The organism is Micromonospora narathiwatensis, from assembly GCF_900089605.1.
GTDB lineage: Bacteria > Actinomycetota > Actinomycetes > Mycobacteriales > Micromonosporaceae > Micromonospora > Micromonospora narathiwatensis.
This window is the reverse complement of sequence record NZ_LT594324.1, coordinates 6,476,072-6,494,836: the sequence shown is the minus strand read 5'-3', so window position 1 is coordinate 6,494,836 and position 18,765 is coordinate 6,476,072. Positions and strand designations below refer to the sequence as shown.

The following is an 18,765-nucleotide window of genomic DNA, read 5'->3' as shown; positions in this document are numbered from 1 at the left end:
GGAACCTACCGTCATCGTGACTGATTCGGCCTGACGCGCTCCTCCGTAGCTTCGTGATCAACCGCACGCCAGCACTACGAAGGGACCATCGAGATGGCCACCGTCGCCAGCAACGTCCACCCTGCCACCGACGCCAAACTGCTGCGCTTCGCCCTGAAGCAGGATGCGATCGGCTCCGGTGCCATCGGAGTCGTCTGCGTCGTCGTCGCGGCGGTCGTCGGTGAGATGTTCGGCCTGCCCTCCGTCCTCCTCTATCCGGTCGGGGTGTTCCTGGTCGCCTGGGCCGCCGCCCTGCTCATCATCGCCGCCCGGCCGAGGGTGAGCAGGGCCGCGGTGGGCGCCGTGATGGCGGTCAACGCCGCCTGGGTGGTGGTGAGCGTCGAACTGCCCATCGCCGGTTGGTTCCCGTTGTCCGGCCTCGGCACCGCGCTGGTGATCGTGCAGGCGGTCGTGGTCGCCGGCTTCACCGGCCTGCAGTTCGCCGGTCTTCGCAAGAACGGGTGAACGGGGAGCAAACCCTCCCCGTTTCGTCACCTGTCGGCCGCGTCCCGCCCCTGGTTGTCTCTCTGGCGACGGGATCACCAGAGAAAGCAGGGCCTGATGTCGACGCTCCGCCGTACCCTCGCCACCACCACCGCCGTCCTCGCCGCCGGCGCCGCCGTGCTGGTCAACGCGTCCCCGGCGCTGGCCAGCACGCCGGCCAGTTGCTCCAGCGTCCGCCAGATCGGCACGACCCGGGTGCTGACGGTCGGCGGGATGGAGGCGGCCTCGGTCAAGCAGTACTACGGCTGCAGCGCCAACTACGCCTACATCTACGTGTGGGAGCAGTACCGCAACACCCACTCGAACTGGGACCTCTACGTCCACGTCATCGATCACTCCGACAGCGGCACGGACTACGGGGTGGGTCAGGCGACCAAGACCACCCGCTCCGAGCTGTGGGGCGCCCCGGCCCCGACCTGGATGCACTGCACCCACGTCACCGGCTACCTGAACGGGACGGGCGGTTCGACCAGCACCGTCTGCTGACCGTCTAAGGGGGCGGGGCCGGCCGGGTCGACCCGGTCGGCCCCGAGACGGCGTCAGCCGCCGTGCTGGCCGTCACCGCGGTCACGTCCACGTCAACCGTCCCAACCAGGAAGGACGTCCATGTCGAACTCGCGCCGCGCCTCTGCCGGCACCCTGCGTACCCGCGCCGCCGCCATGCTCAGCGCTGTCGCGCTGGCCACCAGCGGCCTGGTGGGTCTCTCGGCCGGTCCGGCCAACGCCATCCCCCGGACCAACTACTGCGGCAGCTCCTACGGGTTCCTGAAGTCCTGGACCATCGAATGGCGGACCCTGCCCGGGGGCTACATCGACGTCTATTACAACAGCTCGAACGGCTACAACTGCGTCATCGCCCGCACGAACGACAGCGTCATCAAGAGCGCCTGGGACATCTACGTCGGGGCCCGCCCGAGCGGCGGCACCTGGGTGCGGGACGGCGACAAGGCGGGCCAGCACTTCACCCAGTACGCCGGGCCGGTCTACGTCTACGCCCCGCACAACTGCATCGACATCGTCGGCGGCTTCGACACGTCCGGCGGAGGCTCGGGTCAGGGCTACACCGGCGTCCACTGCGGCTGACCTGACAACGGGGACGGCGCAGTCCCTGCCGGAACTGATATCGACGGTCCGTGCCCTGCTCAGGGCGCGGACCGTCGGCGTTCCGGGTGACGGCGGGTGACGGAGGCGGGAACGGGACATGAGCGCGTCGCGGCCTATCGGTAGCATTCGACGGCGATGGTCCACAGTGAGCGGTTCGTGACACGACGCCCGGAGTTCGGCTCCGACCCGGATGTCGCCCTTGGGATCGACGGGTGCACCGACGCGGTCGAGGTCGGGCGGGGCGGGTTCGGCGTGGTCTACCGGGCCTGGCAGACCGACTACTCCCGCTGGGTCGCGGTCAAGGTGCTCGCCGCCGACTGGGCGGGCCCGTCCCGCGCCCGCTTCGAACGGGAGTTGCAGACGCTGGGGCGGCTCTCCGACCACCCGCACATCGTCACCCTGCACCAGGCCGGCCGTACCGCCGCAGGCAACCCGTACCTGCTGATGGCGTACGAGGAGGGCGGGTCGCTCGGCGATCGACTGCGTGACGGCACGGCGGGTGACTGGCGGGAGGCCGTCGCCGGGGGGATCGCCGTGGCCGGCGCCCTGGAGACCGCCCACCGGGCGGGCATCCTGCACCGCGACGTGAAGCCGGAGAACGTCCTCGTCTCCGGGTACGGGGAGGTGAAGCTGGCCGACTTCGGCCAGGCCCGGGCACGGACCCAGCGGCCCGGGGTACGGGCCTCGGTCACCGCGAGCGTGCTGCACGCGGCACCGGAGGTGCTGCGGGGCGAGCCGGCCTCGGTGGCCGCTGACGTCTACGCGCTGGCCTCGACCGTGCTGCACTGGATCCGCGGCGCACCGGCCTTCGCCCCCACGGACGAGGAGCCGACGTCGCTGCTGCGCCGGATCGCCACCGACCCGGTGCCCGACCTGCGCCCGCTCGGCGTACCCGACGAGGTGTGTGCCGCGCTGGAGCGCGCGATGGCCAAGGACCCGGCGTGCCGCCCTGGTTCGGCCGCCGGGTTCGCCGCGGAGCTGCGGGCGGCGCAGGCGGCGGCCGGGGTGCCGGAGACCCCGTTCGTGCTCGGCGACGTGGCCGCGCCCAAGGACGTCGCGGCGGCGACGGCCCCGGGGCTCACGCCGGCGCCGTCGCTGTCCGCGCGGCGGCGCGCGGCCCTCGCGCTGTCCGCGACCGTCGAGCAACCGTCCGGCGTACGTCGACACGCGCTGCGCCGGTCGGTCGGCCTGCTCGCCGCCGGGGTGGCGGTGCTCACCACCGGATACTCGCAGGCCCCGCCGGCGCCCGCTCCCGTCACGTTGCCTGATCGGTTGGCGCTCGGTGACCTGACGCTGAACTCCGAGTCGGCGGTGCGGGTGGTGACCGTGCGCAACCGCGCCGACCACCCGGTCTCGGTGGGCAGGGTGACGGTGGGCGGGCCGTCCCGGGACGACCTGCGGATCGTCGCGGACGGGTGCGGGTCGCACCGGCTCGGTCCGGGCGCGCGGTGTGAGGTGCGGCTGGTGGTCGTGCCAAGGACGACCGGGCCGGTCCGGGGCCTGCTGGAGCTGACCGTGGCCGGCCGGCGGCTCGACACCGCGATCATCGGCACGGCGGTGCCCCGCAGAGCCAGCCAGGACGACGCCCCGCCCGGCCCCTGCTACGGCGACGCCTACCAGATCGGCGCCTCGGCCTACGGATACGCGGGCGGCCTGCGGGCCATCTCGGTCAAGCAGTTCTGGTCACCGAGTTGCCGCGCCACGATGGCGTACGTGTGGGTGTGGAAGCAGTACCGGGACAACGTGGCGACCGGCGGCGACACCTGGGCGATCGACCTGTCGGTTCAGGCCGGCGGGCCCGGCGTCCGGCAGCGGGCGGCCGGGCAGCCGTTCGAGCTGTGGACGGAGCCGTACCCGTCGGCGGGGCGGTGCGTGACCGCGTCGGCGACGGTGACCGCGGCCCGCTCGGGTGCCGTGACCAGCGCGACCACCGAGCCGTGGTGCGATCGGTGACGGGTGGCTACTTCGAGGTCCACGGGACGGGTGCGGTACGGCTCGTGCCGCTCAGCGCGGACACGCTGACCATCGGCCGGGCGCCCGGCAACGAGGTGCCGATCGGCAGCCAGACGGTGTCCCGCCTGCACGCGCTGGTCGAGCGTTTCCCGTCCGGCTGGATCATCCGGGACCTGGGCAGCACCAACGGCACGACGCTCAACGGGGTGCCGTTGCGGGAGGCACGCACGCTGCACGACGGTGACCGGGTGGAGATCGGCCCGGCCCGGCTGGTGTTCCACGCTCCCGGGCGGTTGGCCGGCACCCGGACGGTGGGCGTCGAGCCGCCGCCCGCGCCGCCGGCGCTGACCAGACGGGAGCGGGAGTTGTTGGACGTGCTCTGCCGCCCGTACGTGGCCGGCGGCAGCGCTTTCCCCGAGCCGCCGGCCGTGCGTTTCCTGGCGACCACGCTGGGCGTGAGCGAGAGCGCGGTCAAGAAGCACCTGACCCGCCTCTACGACAAGTTCGGCCTGGTCACGAACGATGACCGGCGTCGGTCGCAGTTGGCCGCCGAGGCCGTTCGCCGGGGCGTGGCGGGCCCGCCCGGCGTAGGTACGGCGACCTGAGCTTCCGCGTACGCACGATCGGGTCGTACAACCGATCGAGCGCGGGCCACGTCTCCTATGTGGAGTCTCCACCCAGGAGTGGCAGATGCGGAGGAAGCTTTGCTGACAGGACGTAGACGGATGTTCCCGCGGCGTCTCGGGGTCGTCGCGGGCGCGGTCGTGTTGAGTCTCGGTGTCGGCGGTGGCGGCGTGGTGGCGCAGCCCCCGACGCAGCCCCCGACGCGGCCGCAGGCCGGCACCGATCGGGACGGGCCGGTGCTGCCGGTCGGCAGGACGTACAAGCTGACCTTGCTGACCGGTGACGTCGTGACCGTCTCCGGGCGGGGCTCGGCCTGCCCAGCGGTCACCGTACGGCCGGCGAAACCGCGCGGGGTGCAGTATCGCGGCTGCGGGCCGGACGGCCACCTGCGGGTCGTGCCCGCGGAGGTCGCCGGGCTGCTCGGTTCGGTGCTCGACGAGTCGCTGTTCGACGTGACGGCGCTGATCATGAACGGCTACGACGACGCGCACAGCCGGGAACTGCCCCTGATCGTGCGGTCGGGCGACGCCGGGACGGGCACGCTCGCCGCGGATCCGTTGACCGCCGGCATGGGCCGGCGTCGGGCGTTGCCGAGCATCGGCGCGGTGGCCGGGCGGCAGCCGAAGCAGGGCGGGGCGACGCTCATCCGTACCCTGAGGTCGCGGACGGCGGGGCAGCACGCCGCGCGGGCCGCGCAGGCGGGCCCCCGGGTGTGGCTGGACCGACGGGTACGCGCGACCGGGGTGACCGTCGCGGCCCCGCCGCTCGCCACCGCACCGGTCACCGGGACGCCGACAACCGGTGGCCTGGACCGCAACCTGACCCAGATCGCCGCCCCGACGGCGTGGCAGGCCGGGGTCACCGGGACGGGTGCCCGGGTGGCGGTGCTGGACACCGGCGCCGACTTCACCCATCCGGACCTGGTGGGCCAGGTGGTGGAGCGGGCGGACTTCGGCACGCCGGGCGGGGACGCCGTGGACCGCATGGGGCACGGCACGCACGTCGCGGCGACGATCGCCGGCACCGGCGCGGCGGCCGGCGGCGAGCGCCGCGGTGTCGCTCCCGGCGCGAAGCTCCTGATCGGCAAGGTCCTCGACGACGACGGGTACGGCACCGAGTCCCAGGTCATCGCCGGGATGGAATGGGCGGCGACGCGGGCCGACGTGGTGAACCTGAGCCTGGGCGGCGACCGGCCCAGCGACGGCAGCGACCCGATGTCCCTCACCGTCGACGAGTTGACCCGGCAGCACGGCACGCTGTTCGTCGTGGCCGCCGGCAACGACGGACCGACCGACGGCTGGATCGGCGCACCCGCCGCGGCGAGCACCGCCCTCACGGTGGGCGCGGTGGACCGCAACGACACGCTGGCCTACTTCTCCGGCCGTGGGCCGCTGGTCAACACCCGTGCGGCCAAGCCGGAACTGGTGGCTCCGGGCGTGGACATCGTGGCCGCGCGGGCCGCGGGCACCCTGATGGGCCGCGCGCTCGACGCCCGGTACACCAGCGCCTCGGGCACCTCGATGGCCACCCCGCACGTCGCCGGGGCGGCGGCGCTGCTCCGGCAACGGCACCCGGACTGGCGGGCCGACCAGCTCAAGGCGGCCCTGGTCGGTGCGGCCGACCCGCTGCCCGGCGCGGACAGCTACGCGGTCGGCGCCGGTCGGCTCAACGCCGCGCGGGCGCTGACCGGTGTGGTCGCCGGGCAGGACGTGGTCAACCTCGGCACCTTCGACTACCCGCAGTCCGGCACCGCGTCGACGGCGCTGGCCTGGCGCAACACCGAGGGGCGGGCGCTGCGCCTGGACCTGGGGCTGACCATCCGGCACCGCGACGGCACGACCGCGCCGGCCGCCGCCGGGGCGCTGTCGGCCAGTCAGGTGACGGTCTCCGCGCGCGGCACCGCGCGGGTCACCCTGCGGATCGACCGGGCCCGGCTCGCCACGAAGCCGGGGCTGTACACCGCGGTCGTCACCGCCCGGGCCGCCGGCGGGTTCACGGCCGTCACCCCGGTCACGTTCTACGTGGAACCGCGGAGCTACGACCTGACGCTGAGCGCGACGACGCTGCCCGACGCGGCTGACGGTGTCGACCAGTTCGGCGGAGTGCAGGTGGTGAACCTCGACGACCCGACGCTCTTCGCCGAGTTCACCAACGTGGCGCCGGGCGAGCCGGCGACCGTACGGGTGCCGGCCGGCCGGTACACCGTCGTGGGCGCCCAGATGGAGATCGACTGGGACACCTGGGCGAGCCGGATGGCGCTGGTCGGCGACCCGGAGGTGCTGGTCGACCGCGACATCGCGTTGGTGGCCGACGCCGGGCGGGCCGAGCAGGTGCGGGCGAGCGTCGACGGGGTGTCGACCGAGGCCAGCCAGGTGGGCGTCACCTACCAGCAGTACGCGCCGAACGGCACCCTGGTCAGCGAGGACTTCGCGTACGCCTGGGGTGCCGAGGCCCGCGACTGGGGCGTGTACGCGGTGCCGATGGCCCAACCGAAGGTCGGCAGGTTCGAGGCGTACACGACGGCCAGCCTGCGGGCGCCCGGTGAGCGGCCCAGCCCGTTCGTCTACGAGGTGATCCGGGCGCTGCCCGGCGGCATTCCCGCGAATCTGACACACCGGGTGACCGCCAGCGAGCTGGCGACGTTCGCCCGGATCAACCAGCGTTTCCATCAGCTGGACAAGCCGGGCTCGACCACCAGCCACAAGCGGTACGCCTGGACCGCCGACGGCCTGAACCTCCTCGACGCCTACACCGAGAACGTGCCGGTCAACCGGGTGGACTACCTCCCGCCGGGCTTCTTCTACGACGACGAGGCGTTCTACTCCGGTCCGAACAGCGACTACGAGGCGGTCACGCAGGAGGCGCATCGGCAGTACGCGCCGGGCAGCCGGCACACCAAGACCTGGGTGCGCCAGCCGCTGCGCCCGGACTGGTACGACGATCCCGCGACGTCGTACAGCGATTGCAAGCCGCAGCCGATCCGTCGTACCCGGGGCAATCTGCGCGTCGACCTGGTCGAGCTGGCCGACCAGCACCAGCGTTTCGACTGCCTCGGCTATGACGAGTTCGAGGAACTGGCGAAGCGGAAGCTGACCCTGCACCGCGACGGGCGCCTGGTCGGCGAATACGCGGGATCGTCCGGCGACTTCACCATCCCGCAGCAGGCGGGTGACTACCGGCTCAGCTACGACCTGGACACCAACGGGCTGCTGCCCGTGTCGAGCAAGGTGAGCACCGCCTGGACGTTCCGGTCCACCGGGCCGTCCGACCACAGCAGCATCCCGGTGCCGCTGCTGTCGGTCGACTACGCGCTGCCGCTGGACGCCGCCAACCACCCGACCGGCGGCACGGCCGGCTTCACCGTGCACCAGTCGTACGGCGTGGCGAAGCAGCGGGTGACGGGGTTCGAGCTGTGGACCTCCACCGATGACGGCGGCACCTGGCGGCCGGTCCCCGTACGGGCCGGCGGCGACGGCGGTTTCACCGCGACGTTGCCGACGCCGGGTGCCGGGCAGGCGGTGTCGCTGCGGGTCAAGGTGAGCGCCGACGGCGGCAGCGGGATCGAGCAGACGATCATCCGGGCCTACCGGGCCGGCTGAGGATCCACCGACGCCCCGGTGCGCGATGGCCGCACCGGGGCGTCGGGCTCGCGAAATCAGTTGATGCCGCCGCCGCGCCCGGTCGGGTCGCCCGCGGGCTCGGATCGGGTCAGGCGCCCTTGGCCATGGCCACCGCGGACGGCAGCGTGAACGGGGCGTGCCGTTCCGCGGTCAGCAGCGCCATCGCGGTGCCGGCGATGTGGTCGACGAGCAGTTCGCGGGCGCGTTGACGGTCTCCCGCCGCGCAGGCGGCCACGATGTCGCGGTGCTCGGCCAGCTTGGCGGCGACGAACGCCCGGTCGGGCTCGTGCTTCACAAAGAAGCGTTGGTAGCGCTCGGCGTGGTCGGAGAGTTGCTCAAGGTGCTCGGCCAGCCGGGGCCCCGCGCCGATCCGGAGGCCGGCGTGGAAGCGGCGGTGGGCCTCGGCGTCCCCCGCGGCGCTCAGCTCGGCGTCCTGCTCCAGCCGTTCGATGTCCGCGGCGCGGAGCATCGGCACGGTCAGCCAGATCGCCAGCCCCTCCCCCATGACCCGGAGGGCGTAGAGGTCGTCGAGGTCGGCCGGGCTCAGCGAGCTGACCCTGATCGAGCGGTAGGGGCCGGTGTCGACGACGAGCCGTTCGCGTTCCAGCAGGCGCAGCGCCTCGCGCAGCGGTGTGCGGCTCACCGCGAGCCGGCGGCTGAGTTCTGGTTGCGAGATCTCCGTGCCGGGCTCAAGCTCGCCGTCGAGGATGAGCCGGCGCAGCGCGTCGTAGACGGTGCGCGTTCCGGCGCCTGATCCCGCCTTGTCGTCGGCGGTCGTGGGGTCGCCTGAGCTTGTCACCGTACCCACGGGCTGGGTACCTCCCTGGACCATGAGCGGACCGGACCTCGTCGGCGACCAATTGTACGCACCTCTGTGGATCGTGAATACAAGAGCCGCAACCCCTGCTCACGCCGCTCGGCGGTTCTCGGCACGGCCGGCCTTTGCGGCACTGCGGAGGCCATCGGTCGCGGCGTGGTCCACGTCGAAGCCGTCGTCTCCGTTGCCGACGACGGCGACCCTGTAGGCGGTGCGCGCGGCGTCCACCGACACGTAGCCGGCGCGGACGTCGGCGAGGACCTCCTCGACGGGGCGCTGGTGCGCCACCCCGAAGCCACCGCCGCCACCGAGTTCCACGACGTGGCTGTCTCCGGCGGCCAGCCCCAGGGCGGTGACCTTTCCGCCGGCGAACTCGACCGTCTCGCCGTCGGCCCGCTCGATCCACACCCGGTTCGGCGCGGCGTCCCGGCCGCCGGCGAGCCCCCAGGGGGCGCACACGGTGCGCTCGATCCAGGTGTCGACGTGTGCGGGCGTGTTCATGCGTACGCGCAGTCGGGTGCCCAGGCCGCCTCGGTAGCGTCCGGCGCCGCCGGAGTCCTCGCGCAGGGCGTACTCGTCGATCGTGATCATCGGATACTTGACCTCGACCACTTCGACGGGAGCGTTGTGGGTGTCGCCGTCGTTGACGCAGATCGTGGCGTTCTGGCCGTCCGCCCGCGAGGTGGCGCCCCAGCCGCCGCCCTGCGGTCCGCCGACGAACTGGAAGAACCGTCCGGTCCGCCGGTCGACGCCGTAGGTGTGGGTCATGCCGAGTTCGGCGTGGTGGCCGGCGATGCTGATGTCGGGCAGCACGTCGGCCATCGCCCGGAAGACGCAGTCGACCACGGTCATGGGGTAGGTCATCCACCACCGCATCGCCGCCGGTTTGGTGGCGCTGACCACGGTCCCGGGCGGCAGGATCACCTCCAGCGGGCGCAGCGAGCCCTCGTTGATGGGCGATTCGAGCGGCGAGGTGAGGCACTTGAACGCGACCTGGGCCGCGGAGCGCCCGGCGGTGGCGCCGGAGTTGAAGTATCCGGCGACCTGGGGGCTCATGTCGCTGAGGTCGACGGTGAGGGTGTCGTCGCGGACGAGCACCCGGACGCGTACCGGGATGCGGCGTCCGGGGTTGACCCCGTCGTCGTCCATGAACGCCTCGGCCTCGTACATCCCGTCGGGAATGCGGGCGACCGCCCGTCGTGCGAGTTCCTCGCTCCGGCGGAAGAGGTCCGCGATGCTCGCCTTCACCGCCTGCGCGCCGTAGCGGGCGAGCATGGCGCGCAGGCGGGTCTCGCCGGTGCGGATGGCGGCGACCTGTGCCCGGAGGTCGCCCATGGCGAGGTCGGGGAAGCGGACGTTCGTGGCGATCAGCCGGGTCAGCTCGTCGTCCTGGACACCCTCCTTGAAGATCTTCACGATCGGGACCTGCAGGCCCTCGGCGTAGATGTCCGTCGTCGTGCCGCCGAGCACGCCACCCACGTCGATCCAGTGCGCCATCGAGGAGGCGAAGGCGATCAGCTCGCCGTCGTGGAAGACGGGCAGCGTGAAGATCATGTGGTTGAGGTGGCTGCCGACGATGTAGGCGTCGTTGGTGAGCAGGATGTCGCCGGGGTTGATGCCGTCGGGCCCGTAGAAGGCAAGCTTCGCCTTGATCGCGTCGGACAGGCCGCCCATGAACATCGGCAGGCCGAGCCCGATGGAGATGGGCTGGCCCTGGGCGTCGAACAGGCCGACGGTGAAGTCCTGGGCCTCGTAGATGATGAGGTTGTAGGCGGTGCGCATGAGATTCGTCTTCATCTCCTCGGTGATGGAGACGAAGCCGGCCCGGATGATCTCTGCGGTGATCGGGTCGACCCCGGCCGGCCCGGGTGTGGCGGTGGCGAGTGGGATCATGTCAGGCTCCGATCTCGACCAGGAGGTTCCCGAACTCGTCGACGCGGGCGCGGTCGCCGGGCCGTAGCAGCGCGGTGGTCGTCGGCTCCTCGATAGCGGCCGGGCCGGTGACGCGGTTGCCGGCGAGGAGTTTCGCGCGGTCGAACACGGCGGTCGGCACCGCGCCGTCGCCCGGGTGGAACACCACGTCGCGGGTACCCTTGTGGGCCTGCGGGGGTGGGGCGGTGTCCCCTGCGGCAACCTTGGCGATGTCGGGTTTGCTGAGTTTGCCGACCACCGACACCCGCAGGCTGACCACCTGGGCGGGCTCGCCGGGGGCGCTGTGGCTGTAGCGCTGCTCGTGTGCCGCGTCGAAGGCCCGCTTCAGCGCGTCGGCACCGTCGACGCCGGGGAGCAGCGGCGGCGCGGGCAGGGTCACGGTGTGTTCCTGGCCGACGTAGCGCATGTCGGCGGCGCGCAGGAAGTCCAGTTGGTCGACGTCGATGGCGCTCGCGTGCAGCGTCCGCTCGCACTCGGCCTCCAAGCTCCGGTACGCCTCCTCGATCTCGGTGGCGTCGGTGCCGTCGAGCGTCCGCACCCCGGTCTGCACCAAGTCGAGCCGGGCGTCGGCCATGAGCATGCCGAGCGCGGAGAAGAGCGCCGGCATGGGCGGGATGACGACGCGCGTGATCGCGAGTTCGCGGGCCACCAGTGAGATGTGCAGGGGCCCGTTGCCGCCGTAGGCGAACAGGGCGAAGTCGCGCGGATCCAGTCCCCGTTCGGTGGTGACCGCCCGGACCGAGTTGGCCATGGCCGCGGCGCCGATGGCGATGATTCCGGCGGCCGTGGTGGTGGTGTCGAGGCTGAGCCTGCTGGCGAGCCCCTGTACCGCGCGGTGCGCGGCAGTGCCGTCGAGTGGCAGGCCGCCGGAGAGGTGGCCGTCCGGTGCCAGGTGGCCGAGGACCACGGCGGCGTCGGTGATGGTCGGTTCGGTGCCGCCGCGCCCGTAGCAGGCCGGGCCGGGTTCGGCGCCGGCGCTGCGCGGCCCGACGTGGATCCCGTCGGCGTCGTCGAGCCAGGCGACGCTGCCACCACCGGTGCCGACCTCGACGATGTCCAGGCAGGGAATGCGGATGGGCAGCCCGGTGCGGTATCCGCCCAGGAAGTAGTCGCTGGCGACGGGGAAGGTGAGGTCCCGGATGACGGCGGACTTGGCGGTGGTTCCGCCCATGTCGAACGCGATGGCCTCGCGGTAGCCCAGGGCTTCGCAGAGCGCGATCGTGCCGACGACGCCGCCGGCCGGACCGGACTCCAGCATCTGCACGCACTGCGACGACGCGGTGGCCACGTCGGTGACCCCACCGTTGGACTGCATGACCGCCAGCGAGGTACGGGCGCCCTCCCGGCGTAGCCGCCCGGCCAGGCGGCCGAGGTAGTCGCTGACGATCGGCCCGACGAAGGCGTTGGCGACGACCGTGGAGGTCCTTTCGAACTCGCGGTACTCGCGGCTGACCTCGTGCGACAGCGTGACGTAGCTCGCGGGCAGTTCCTCGCGCAGGATCTGGCCGAGCCGGCGCTCGTGCGCGGGGTTGCGGTATGCGTGCAGGAGCAGCACGGCGACCGCCTCGACGCCGAGCCGGGCCAGCCTACGGGCGGTCGCCCGGGCCTGGTCCTCGTCCAGCGGCCGCAGGACCGTGCCGTCGGCCGCCATCCGTTCCGGGACCTCGAAGATCAGGTCGCGGGGCACGAGTGGTCGGTGCCTGGTGAAGGAGAGGTTGAAGGCGTCGGGGCGGTTGATCCGGCCGATCTCGTAGACGTCGCGGAAGCCAGCCGTGGTCACCAGGGCGGTACGGGCGCCGCGGCGCTCGATCAGGGCGTTCACCACGATGGTGCTGCCGTGGATCAGGACGGCGAGTTCGTCGAGCGGCACCTCGGCGGCGGTGAGCCCGTCGAACACCCCCTGGATCAGGTCGCGGGGGGTGCTGAGGGCCTTTCCCAGGAGCAGTTCGCCGGTGTGTTCGTGGTAGGCGACGACGTCGGTGAACGTGCCTCCGATGTCGACTGCGGCTCTGATCGGCATGTCGTCTCCTTCGACACTCCCGCCAGCAAGGCTTGCATCCGATCGAGCCGCAACTGTATCCAGATCCCGATTGTTCGTCTACAGTTCACCGTCAAGCATGTGCAGCCTTGGATCCATCCGCCGCCTGCCGCCACCGGTAGCCGCCCCGTGGCGGCCAGAAAGGACAGAGCATGCGACTGACGACGATCCGCCTGGACGGGGGCACGTACGCCGGCCGGGTGACCGGCGACCGGGTCATCCTGCTGCCGTTCCGGGATGTCGGCGAACTCCTCGCGTCCGGACCGGATTGGCAGGAGCGCGCAGCGGGCGCCGCCGCGCCGACCGTATCGCTGGCGGAGGTCGAGTTCGCGCCCCTCACGCCGCGCCCGGAAAAGATCATCTGCGTCGGGGTCAACTACGCCGATCACATCGCCGAGGTCGGACTGCCGACGCCGGAACACCTGACGATCTTCGCGAAGTACAGCCGCAGCCTCATCGGCCCGTACGACGACATCCTGCTGCCGCCGCAGTCGCACGCCGTCGACTGGGAGGTCGAACTCGGCGTGGTCATCGGCAGCCCGGTGCGGCACGCCGACGCGGAGCAGGCCCTGGCGGCCGTGGCCGGCTACACCGTCGTCAACGACGTCACGATGCGTGACTGGCAGCTACGGACCTCGCAGTTCCTGCAAGGCAAGACCTTCGAGGCGTCCACCCCGGTGGGTCCGTTCCTGGTCACACCGGACGAGGTCGACCACGCGCGCGACCTCGACATGACCTGCGCGGTGGACGACAGCGTCGTGCAGAAGTCCACCACCGCCGCCATGTTGTTCCCGGTCGGCGAGATCATCTCCTACGTCAGCTCGATCATCACCCTCGTACCAGGGGATCTCATCGCCACCGGCACGCCCGCCGGGATCGGCGCGGCCCGCAAGCCCCCGGTGTTCCTCTCCGCCGGCCAGACGTTGCGGACCGCGATCGCGGGCCTCGGCGAGCAGGCCAACCGGTGCGTCGGGTCGACCGCGGCCTGAGCAAGTGGAGGTTCGAATCCGATGCACCTGATCGAGTTCTTCGACCGCGGCGTACGACTCAATCCCGGCGGGACCGCGTTCGTCCGCCCCGACGGGTCCGGCGCCGTCACGTACGCCGAGGCGGAGGTCATCACCCACCGCGTCGCGGCGGCGCTGCGCCGCGACGGCGTCGCGCCGGGCACCCCCGTCGCGGTGGCCAGCCCCAACTCCCCGATCGTCTTCCCCTGCGTGCTCGGCGTGCTGCGGGCGGGCTGCACCTGGGTGGCGGTCAACGCCCGGTCGACTCCCGAGGAGATCGCGACCTTGCTGAGCACCGTCGGGGCCCGCGCGTTGCTCTACGCGGGCGGGCCCGGCACGGCGGTGGAGCACGTACGACAGACCGTGCCGTCCATCGAGCACTTCGTGGCGATGGACGCGGCGGTCGACGACGATCCCACCCTGGAGAGCTGGCTGGCACCGGCGGACAGCCGGGTGCCCCTGCCCCCGCTCGACGAGGAGGCGATCGCCGCGCTGATCGGCACCGGCGGCACCACCGGCCGCTCGAAAGTGGTGCGGATCTCCCACCGCGCCTTCGCCACGATGGTCGCGGCGTTCCACGCCCACATGCCGGAGCGGGACCCGGTGCACCTGGTCGCCGCGCCGATGACGCACGCCGCCGGCGCCGTGGTGTTCCCGGTTCTCACCGTGGGCGGCACCAACATCGTGCACAGCACGGTCGTGCCCGGCGAGATCCTGGACTCGATCGAACGCAACCGGGTCACCCGGCTGTTCCTGCCGCCGACGGCTGTCTACGCCCTCCTCGCCGATCCCGACGTACGCCGCCGTGACCTGTCGAGTCTGCGCTACCTGCTGTACGGCGCGGCGCCGATGTCGGTGGCCAAGCTGGCGGAGGCGCTGGACGTTTTCGGGCCGGTCATGGCCCAGTTCTACGGGCAGACCGAGCTGCCGATGATGTGCACCTTCCTCAGCCCGGAGGAGCACGCCGAGGCCGTGGCCGACCCGGCCCTGCACCGCCGGCTGGCCAGCTGCGGACGGCAGACCGTGGTCGCCGACGTCGCCGTCATGGGTGATGACGGCCTCTGCCCCACGGGGGAGCCCGGCGAGATCGTCGTACGCAGCTCGCTGCGGATGAGCGGCTACCTCCACGAGCCGGAGCAGACCGCCGCGGTCCAGCTCGACGGCGGCTGGCAGGCCACCGGCGATGTCGGCTACCTGGACGACGACGGCTACGTCTACCTCGTCGACCGCAAGCGCGACCTGATCATCTCCGGCGGCTTCAACGTCTTCCCCAGCGAGGTCGAGCAGGTCATCTGGGCCCATCCGGCGGTCAAGGACTGCGCCGTGATCGGGCTCCCGGACGAGAAGTGGGGCGAACGCGTCACCGCGGTCGTCGAGGTCAAGCCCGGCGCCGAGGTCGACGCCGCGGACCTGATCGCACTGTGCAGGCAACGCGTCGGCAGCGTCAAGGCCCCGAAGGAGGTCCTGTTCCGTCAACTTCCCCGGTCCGCCGTCGGCAAGGTACTCAAGCGCGAGCTGCGCGAGGAGTACTGGGCCGGGCAGGCGCGCCGGGTGTAGCGCCACCACCCAGCGCAAGGAGCCCCCGATGCAGCAGAGAGGTCAGCTTCGACAGACAGATTCGGTCCCCGACGTACCGACAGCCAGCGCTTCCCCGGAAACCGACGACATCCCCGCCCGGATCGAACGCATCCCGGTGGGTCCCTTCCACTACCGGCTCGCCGGCACACTCGGCGTCGGCACCTTCTTCGACGGGTTCGACTCGACCAGCATCGCGGTCATCCTGACCGTCGTCATCGCGTACTTCGACATCAGCACCGCCGAGGCCGGCGTCCTCGTCGCCGCCGGCTATCTGGGGCAGTTCCTCGGGGCGCTGGTCATCGGCGCGCTCGCCGACCGGTTCGGGCGACGGCCGGCGTTCATCCTGTCCCTCGTCACCTTCGGCGTCTTCTCCGCCGTGTGCGCGATCGCCTGGAGCGCCACCAGCCTCGGCCTGCTCCGCGCGGTGCAGGGCCTCGGCCTCGGCGCCGAGGTGCCGGTGGCGGCGACCCTCATCAACGAGTACCTGGGCGCCCGCAACCGGGGTCGGGTCGCGGTCGCCTACCAGTCCACCTTCAACTGGGGGCTGCTCGCGGCCCCGATCGTCGGGATCATCGCGCTGCGCAGCTTCGGCGAGGACGCCGGCTGGCGGGTGCTGCTCGCGGTCGGCGCCCTGCCGGTCATCGTCGCGGTCTACGCCTGGCTGCGGCTTCCGGAATCGGCCCGCTGGCTGGCGGAGCGGGGCCGCCGAGCCGAGGCCGAAACGTACGTGGCGCGGATGGAACAGCAGGCCAGGGAGCGAGGGGTCGAGCTGGCACCACCCCGGGCGGCACCGCCGGCAGCCCGCGGCAGCCTGCGGCTCGGTGAACTCCTCGCCCCGGCCTACCGGCGGCGCACCCTGATGCTGGCGGCGATCTGGTTCCTGACCTTCTTCGTCGGCTACGGGTACGCCGTGTGGATGCCGACGCTGTACGTCCGGGTCGGCGGCCTGCGGACGACGCAGGCGCTGGCGTTGACCGTGCTGGTCGGCGTGCTGCAACTGGCCATGGTCTACGTGACCGCGTTCCTGGCCGACCGGGTCGGACGTAAGCCGCTGCTGACCTGGGGCTTCGTCATCATGACCGCGGGCGCGCTGGTGGGCTTCGTCGGCGTCGGGCTCATGGGCGTGCACGGGTGGCCGATGCTGCTCGCGGCGGCGGCGCTGTTCGCCGTCGGCGCCACCGCCCCGACGAGCACGCTGTACCTGTACACCGCCGAGCTGTATCCCACCCGGATGCGCGCCTGGGCCACCTCGGCGTGCAGCAGCATCAACCGGCTGGCGAGCATCCTCTCGCCGGTGCTGGTCGGGGCGCTGCTCGGGACCAGCCTCGGCGCCGGGTCGGTGTTCCTGTCGTTCGTGATCGCGTCGGCGGTCGCGCTCGTGGTCGTGGTGACGGCGGGCATCGAGACCCGCCGCCGCGCGCTGGAGGAGATCTCCCGCTGACCCGGCCGGGCGGATCGGGGTACGTCTGTCCGGCCACCAGGAACGCCCTGGTGGCCGGGCAGGTCCGCGCTCACCCGGGCAGGTGCAGCAGCCGTGTGGCGATGGCTTCCAGCGCCGCCGGGAGGGCCGGGTTCGCGCGTACCCGTGGGGTGCGGGCGGCATCGTTGGCGACGGTGAGCACGGCTTGGACCCGGATCCGGGCGGCGGCGGGTTCGAGGCCGGGATGTACGGCGCGCAGCAGGTGCACCCATTCGTCGAGGTAGTCGCGTTGGGTCTGCCGGCTGTGCCGGCGTTCGTCGTCCGGCAGGTGGTCGACCTCGGTGATCAGCAGGTCGACCAGTTCGTGGTGGGCCCGGGTGAAGCCGAGGTAGGAGCGGACGAGCGCGCCGAGCCCGTCGCTGGCGCTGGTGGCGGTGCGGTGGACCGCGGAGAGGTCGGTGAGCAGGACGGCGGCACCGCGCCGGAGGGCGGTGACCAGCAGGTCGAGCTTGCTGGGGAAGTGGTGGTAGACGCTCGGACCGGTGATGCCGACGGCGGCGGCGATCTCCTCGATGCCGACCTCGGTGAAGCCGTGGACGGCGAACATTCGTACGGCCTCGTTGAGCAGCGCCTCGCGTCGCGACGCCGGGACCAGGGCGGCCGGGCCGGGCCGGGGCGGAGGCGCGGCGGTGAAGCCGGCCGGCAGCGGCGTGTCCAGCACGGCGCCGGCCAGGTGGGCCAGCAGGTCGTCGTAGTCGGGGCGGGGCAGCTCGACCCGGTGGAAGGAAATGCTGGTCAGGACGCCGATCATCGACCAGGCGAGCAATTCGGCGCCGGCCGGGTCGAGTGCCGGGCGCAGGGCGCGTACGTGGCCGGTGAGCAGCGCGCCGATCTCGTGCAGCTCGCCGCGGAAGGCAGTCCGGTCCTCGCGGGTCAGGTGCCGGGCCTCCCGCTGCCACAGCACGCCGAGCGGCCGGTGGTCGACGGCGAGGGCGCCCAGGCGGCGCAGGGCGGCCGCCCGGTCGGTCACGTCGAGTTCGGTCAGGACCTGCCGCACCGGCGCGAGGCCGTCGGTGAGGACCTCGCGCAGCAGGTGCTGCTTGCCGCTGAAGTGCCGGTACAGGGCGGACGGGCCGATGCCGACCGCCTCGGCCAGGTCGCCCATGGTGAGCCGGTCGTAGCCGCGCCGGTGGAACAGGTCGGTGGCGGCGGCGAGGATCAGCGCCCGCCGGTTGCGGGGCCGGGTGCCCCGGGCGGGCGCGGCGGTCTGCGGTGCCACGACGGGAGGTCAGAGGGTGAGGCCGCCGCCGCAGACCAGGGTCTGACCGGTGACGTAGTCGGACTCGGGGATGGTCAGCAGGTAGACCGCGCCGGCCGCGTCGGCCGGCGTGCCGGCGCGGCCGAGCGGGATCATGCGCTCCGCCGCCGACAGCAGGTCGGGGTTGACGCCGACCCTGATCCGCCGGCCCTGCACGTCGATGGTGCTGTCGCCGTCGGCGGCCGTGTCGGTGAGCCGGGTCCTGATCAGCCCGAACGCGACCGTGTTGACGGTGACGTGGTAGCGGCCCCACTCCTTGGCCAGCGCCTTGGTCAGGCCGGTGACGCCCGCCTTGGCCGCCGCGTAGTTGACCTGGCCGGCGTTGCCGCTGAGCCCGGCGATGGAGGAGATGTTGACGACCTTGCGGACGGGCACCGGTTCGCCGGCCGCCTGGGCCCGCTTGACGGCGGCGGAGATCGCCGGCTGGGCGGCGCGCAGGATCCGGAACGGCGCCCTGAGGTGCACGTCGAGGATGGCGTCCCACTGTTCGTCGGTCATCTTCTGAATCACTGTGTCCCAGGTGTAGCCAGCGTTGTTGACGATGATGTCGAGGCCGCCGAGGCGGTCCACCGCGCTGCGGACGAACCGTTCCGCGAAGCCGTCCTCGGTGACGTTGCCGACGCAGGCGACCGCCCGGCCGCCGGCGGTCTCGATGTCGGCGACGGTCTGTTCGGCCGGTGCCTCGTCGAGGTCGTTGACCACGACCGCGGCGCCCTCGGCGGCGAGTTTGCGGGCGATCTCCCGGCCGATGCCGCGGCCGGAGCCGGAGACGATCGCGACCTTTCCGTCGAGCTTTGCCATGAGCCGCACG

General features: G+C 72.3%; 14 protein-coding genes. 9 read left to right on the top strand and 5 right to left on the bottom strand.

From position 1 onward, the window contains the following. Positions 1-93 precede the first annotated feature (93 nt). The 6 genes from GA0070621_RS28775 (at position 94) to GA0070621_RS28750 (ending at position 7,823) form a co-directional block, all read left to right on the top strand. Positions 94-504 (top strand): hypothetical protein, encoded by a 411-nt coding sequence (locus tag GA0070621_RS28775; RefSeq protein WP_091201612.1) that lies wholly within the window; start codon positions 94-96, stop codon positions 502-504. 96 nt (positions 505-600) lie between these two features. After that, positions 601-1,029, top strand: coding sequence for a hypothetical protein (locus tag GA0070621_RS28770; RefSeq protein ID WP_091201610.1), 429 nt, complete (start codon positions 601-603; stop codon positions 1,027-1,029). A gap of 120 nt (positions 1,030-1,149) precedes the next feature. Then, positions 1,150-1,626, top strand: a complete 477-nt coding sequence (locus GA0070621_RS28765; RefSeq protein ID WP_091201609.1) for a hypothetical protein — start codon at positions 1,150-1,152, stop codon at positions 1,624-1,626. Between the two features lie 177 nt (positions 1,627-1,803). After that, on the top strand, positions 1,804-3,600 hold the full coding sequence (locus GA0070621_RS28760) for a serine/threonine-protein kinase (RefSeq protein WP_167667564.1): 1,797 nt from the start codon (positions 1,804-1,806) through the stop codon (positions 3,598-3,600). Continuing rightward, positions 3,597-4,205: an FHA domain-containing protein gene (locus tag GA0070621_RS28755; protein WP_091202966.1), complete on the top strand. Its 609-nt coding sequence runs from the start codon at positions 3,597-3,599 to the stop codon at positions 4,203-4,205. Before GA0070621_RS28760 ends, GA0070621_RS28755 begins: the two co-directional genes overlap by 4 nt. 120 nt (positions 4,206-4,325) lie before the next feature. Continuing rightward, a complete protein-coding gene (locus GA0070621_RS28750; RefSeq protein ID WP_091201605.1) occupies positions 4,326-7,823 on the top strand; it encodes a S8 family peptidase in 3,498 nt (1,165 codons plus the stop codon). A gap of 109 nt (positions 7,824-7,932) precedes the next feature. On the opposite strand, the gene GA0070621_RS28745 is transcribed toward GA0070621_RS28750, so the two are convergent. From GA0070621_RS28745 to GA0070621_RS28735, 3 genes are all read right to left on the bottom strand, one after another. Further along, a complete protein-coding gene (locus GA0070621_RS28745; protein ID WP_167667563.1) occupies positions 7,933-8,652 on the bottom strand; it encodes a GntR family transcriptional regulator in 720 nt (239 codons plus the stop codon). Positions 8,653-8,751: 99 nt separating this feature from the next. Next, positions 8,752-10,554, bottom strand: coding sequence for a hydantoinase B/oxoprolinase family protein (locus GA0070621_RS28740; protein WP_091201601.1), 1,803 nt, complete (start codon positions 10,552-10,554; stop codon positions 8,752-8,754). Position 10,555: 1 nt separating this feature from the next. Continuing rightward, a complete protein-coding gene (locus GA0070621_RS28735; RefSeq protein ID WP_091201599.1) occupies positions 10,556-12,613 on the bottom strand; it encodes a hydantoinase/oxoprolinase family protein in 2,058 nt (685 codons plus the stop codon). Positions 12,614-12,783: 170 nt separating this feature from the next. Between GA0070621_RS28735 and GA0070621_RS28730 the strand changes: the two genes are divergently transcribed. Genes GA0070621_RS28730 through GA0070621_RS28720 form a run of 3 tightly spaced genes read left to right on the top strand, consistent with a single transcriptional unit; the run spans position 12,784 to position 16,657 of the window. Continuing rightward, positions 12,784-13,620 (top strand): fumarylacetoacetate hydrolase family protein, encoded by an 837-nt coding sequence (locus tag GA0070621_RS28730; protein WP_091201597.1) that lies wholly within the window; start codon positions 12,784-12,786, stop codon positions 13,618-13,620. Between the two features lie 21 nt (positions 13,621-13,641). Further along, positions 13,642-15,195: an AMP-binding protein gene (locus GA0070621_RS28725; protein ID WP_091201595.1), complete on the top strand. Its 1,554-nt coding sequence runs from the start codon at positions 13,642-13,644 to the stop codon at positions 15,193-15,195. Positions 15,196-15,223: 28 nt separating this feature from the next. Beyond that, positions 15,224-16,657, top strand: coding sequence for an MFS transporter (locus GA0070621_RS28720; protein ID WP_091201593.1), 1,434 nt, complete (start codon positions 15,224-15,226; stop codon positions 16,655-16,657). A gap of 70 nt (positions 16,658-16,727) precedes the next feature. On the opposite strand, the gene GA0070621_RS28715 is transcribed toward GA0070621_RS28720, so the two are convergent. After that, positions 16,728-17,915, bottom strand: coding sequence for a TetR/AcrR family transcriptional regulator (locus GA0070621_RS28715; RefSeq protein ID WP_091201591.1), 1,188 nt, complete (start codon positions 17,913-17,915; stop codon positions 16,728-16,730). Between the two features lie 9 nt (positions 17,916-17,924). Continuing rightward, entirely contained in the window at positions 17,925-18,755 is an 831-nt protein-coding gene (locus tag GA0070621_RS28710) for an SDR family NAD(P)-dependent oxidoreductase (RefSeq protein WP_091202965.1), read from the bottom strand. Positions 18,756-18,765: the final 10 nt, after the last annotated feature.

What these genes read in the sequence shown, in the direction of transcription:
- GA0070621_RS28775 (WP_091201612.1), top strand. Translation starts at nt 94, where the DNA reads ATGGCCACCGTCGCCAGCAACGTCCACCCTGCCACCGACGCCAAACTG.
- GA0070621_RS28770 (WP_091201610.1), top strand. Translation starts at nt 601, where the DNA reads ATGTCGACGCTCCGCCGTACCCTCGCCACCACCACCGCCGTCCTCGCC.
- GA0070621_RS28765 (WP_091201609.1), top strand. Translation starts at nt 1,150, where the DNA reads ATGTCGAACTCGCGCCGCGCCTCTGCCGGCACCCTGCGTACCCGCGCC.
- GA0070621_RS28750 (WP_091201605.1), top strand. Translation starts at nt 4,326, where the DNA reads ATGTTCCCGCGGCGTCTCGGGGTCGTCGCGGGCGCGGTCGTGTTGAGT.
- GA0070621_RS28740 (WP_091201601.1), bottom strand. Translation starts at nt 10,554, where the DNA reads ATGATCCCACTCGCCACCGCCACACCCGGGCCGGCCGGGGTCGACCCG.
- GA0070621_RS28735 (WP_091201599.1), bottom strand. Translation starts at nt 12,613, where the DNA reads ATGCCGATCAGAGCCGCAGTCGACATCGGAGGCACGTTCACCGACGTC.
- GA0070621_RS28730 (WP_091201597.1), top strand. Translation starts at nt 12,784, where the DNA reads ATGCGACTGACGACGATCCGCCTGGACGGGGGCACGTACGCCGGCCGG.
- GA0070621_RS28725 (WP_091201595.1), top strand. Translation starts at nt 13,642, where the DNA reads ATGCACCTGATCGAGTTCTTCGACCGCGGCGTACGACTCAATCCCGGC.
- GA0070621_RS28720 (WP_091201593.1), top strand. Translation starts at nt 15,224, where the DNA reads ATGCAGCAGAGAGGTCAGCTTCGACAGACAGATTCGGTCCCCGACGTA.
- GA0070621_RS28710 (WP_091202965.1), bottom strand. Translation starts at nt 18,755, where the DNA reads ATGGCAAAGCTCGACGGAAAGGTCGCGATCGTCTCCGGCTCCGGCCGC.